This window comes from Mangrovimonas futianensis (assembly GCF_021245805.1).
Lineage (GTDB): Bacteria > Bacteroidota > Bacteroidia > Flavobacteriales > Flavobacteriaceae > Mangrovimonas > Mangrovimonas futianensis.
In genome coordinates, this window is record NZ_JAJJNF010000019.1 from 1 (window position 1) to 2622 (window position 2622).

Below are 2622 nucleotides of genomic sequence, written 5' to 3' on the forward strand. Positions count from 1 at the left end.
AACACACTGCACATGGAGAACTAATCGGACCTTCAAAATTTAGCAGCCACAACAATTTAAATGTGCTGAATATTCTAAAGTTTGAGAGCTTAATAGACAATATATTTTATAACTCTAATGTACAGATTGACAACTACCAAAGACTTAAAACTGAATTAGAAAACATTTATGAATTAATAGAGGAATATGACTAAAATAACGAAAGCACAACAATGTATAACCGCAATTACGGCGGATTCGACTACGCTCAGGGCAGGCTAGAATCCACTCGGAATTGCTTACGCTAGTTCTTAACCGAAAATTATCAACTTTAATCCCGTAACCGACGATTATACGAGCCGCTTGGTGTAAGGCAAAAAAGGACCACCGTATAATCAAACGTAATTTTGGCTACATCGTAACTCAGTTTGGCAACAAGTACTGCTTTGATTCTCCCCAACTTTGCATTGTAAATTTTAAATAAGTATTACAATGGAAAAAACAATTTTTATAACAGGAGCTTCTTCAGGATTAGGAAAAGCAACCGCTAAATTATTTCAAAGTAAAGGATGGAATGTTATAGCTACCATGCGAAATCCTGAAAACGAAACGGAGCTTACCCAGTTGGACAATATTTCGTTGTTACCACTCGATGTCACTAACTTAGAGCAAATAAAAACGTCTGTAAGGGAAGCCATTTCCTTACACGACATCGATGTTGTTTTTAACAATGCAGGCTATGGACTTATGGGCGCGATGGAAGGGTTGACAGACAAAAAAATCGCTCGTCAAATCAACACAAACCTGCTAGGGGTCTTACGTGTCACACAGGCATTTATTCCATACTTCAGAGAAAAGAAAAGCGGCTTGTTTATTTCAACAACATCTATCGGAGGATTTATGGGCTTTCCCTTACACTCTATTTATCACGCTACAAAATTTGCACTGGAAGGTTGGTCAGAAAGTATGTCGTTCGAATTAAGCAAATTTGGTATTGGTATTAAAACTATTGCTCCGGGTGGGATTTCAACTGATTTTGCCGGACGCTCGCTTGATTTCAATAAACAGGCTGAATATTCAGACATTGAGAATAAATTGCTGGAAGTGGTTGATGTCATGATGAAAAACGCATCAACAGCCGAACAAATAGCCGAAGTGGTTTACGAAGCTGCAACCGATAATAAAGACCAGGTGCGTTATTTAGCAGGTGTCGATGCTCATATGATGCATGAAAGACGACTGGAAATTGGAAAAGAATCGTTCAGAAAAGAAATCGGGCAACAATTCCTGTAAAAATTAAAAACAAAGTAAATGACTTTTTGAGGCAGTTACTTTTCATAAATTTGTAAGACCAATGCATATTGTCAATTCCATATCCGAATTTCATCAGCAATTACTGCTGCCAGAACCATTGCATCCACTCGTAAGCGTAATTGATGTTTCGGGAGTCAAACCGGACGAAAATAAAATCTGGGAACATTTTTTTGTGAATTTTTACTGCGTTTCATTGAAAAAAGATGTTACCGCAAAAGTCAAATATGGACAGCAATACTATGATTTCAATAAGGGAACGATGAATTTTATTGCTCCCAAGCAGGTTCAATCACTAAGCATTTCCGAAATCAGGAAAATAAGGAAAGAATGCGGGCAGGGATATATGTTGATGTTCCATCCCGATTTTTTGTTGAAACATTCTTTGGCAACTAATATAAAAAATTACGGTTTCTTCTCGTATGCGGTCAATGAGGCCTTACACCTTTCGGAGCGGGAAGAGAAAAATGTGATTGAGATATTTCAAAAGATAGACAGGGAATACCAGCATATAGACAGGCATACGCAGGATATTATTCTTTCGCAAATCGACTTATTACTTAACTACAGTAACAGGTTTTACGAAAGACAGTTTATTACTCGAAAAGCGATAAATCACGATTTGCTTTGTAAAATGGAACATCTATTGAATACTTATTTTGAAAAAGAGCAAACGCTAGATAAAGGACTTCCAACTGTTGGGTATTTGGCAGAGCAATTGAATGTCTCACCACGCTATTTAAGCGATATGTTACGATCACTCACAGGACAAAGTACACAGCAACATATCCATGAAAAGCTAATTGAAAAAGCAAAAGAAAAGCTATCAACGACAAATTTATCGGTAAGCGAAATTGCCTTTCAATTAGGGTTTGAGCATTCACAATCGTTCAGCAAACTATTCAAGGCAAAAACCAATCTTTCGCCTTTGGAATTTAGACAATCGTTTAACTGAAAGAAAAATACAACTTAACAGATTGAAATAAATCCCTGCACCCAACCCTGTCACGCTGCACCCAACCCTGTCATGCTGAACCCAGCCCTGTCACGCAGAACTCGTTTCAGCATCTCTAACCCTGTCACGCAGAACCCAACCTTGTCATGCTGAACTTGTTTCAGCATCTCTTGGCCTGCTGAACCCCAATTCTGTCATGCTGAACTTGTTTCAGCATCTTATTTTCCATCACCCCACAAAAAACCTTCTTTTTTTTAACAAATAAACACCTACATTTTTAATAAAAATCATAAATTAGTGATTCTCCTTAAGTTATAACGACCAGTTGCTAGCTCGTAGGGTTTATTATTTGAAATAAACCTATGATTTAATGTATT

Annotated in this window: 3 protein-coding genes; all 3 read left to right on the forward strand. The window is 37.4% G+C overall.

Annotated features, from left to right (window positions below; translation table 11 throughout):
- The coding region (locus LOK78_RS16325; protein ID WP_232635659.1) for a hypothetical protein at positions 1-194 on the forward strand (194 nt) is incomplete at its 5' end.
- Positions 195-471: 277 nt separating this feature from the next.
- Positions 472-1272, forward strand: coding sequence for an SDR family oxidoreductase (locus tag LOK78_RS16330; protein WP_232635660.1), 801 nt, complete (start codon positions 472-474; stop codon positions 1270-1272).
- A gap of 61 nt (positions 1273-1333) precedes the next feature.
- Positions 1334-2245 carry a helix-turn-helix domain-containing protein gene (locus LOK78_RS16335; RefSeq protein WP_232635661.1) on the forward strand — a complete coding sequence of 304 codons (912 nt, stop codon included), beginning with the start codon at positions 1334-1336 and terminating at the stop codon, positions 2243-2245.
- The last annotated feature ends 377 nt before the right edge of the window (positions 2246-2622 follow it).

Coding starts and splice junctions, on each gene's coding strand:
- LOK78_RS16330 (WP_232635660.1), top strand. CDS start 472: ATGGAAAAAACAATTTTTATAACAGGAGCTTCTTCAGGATTAGGAAAA.
- LOK78_RS16335 (WP_232635661.1), top strand. CDS start 1,334: ATGCATATTGTCAATTCCATATCCGAATTTCATCAGCAATTACTGCTG.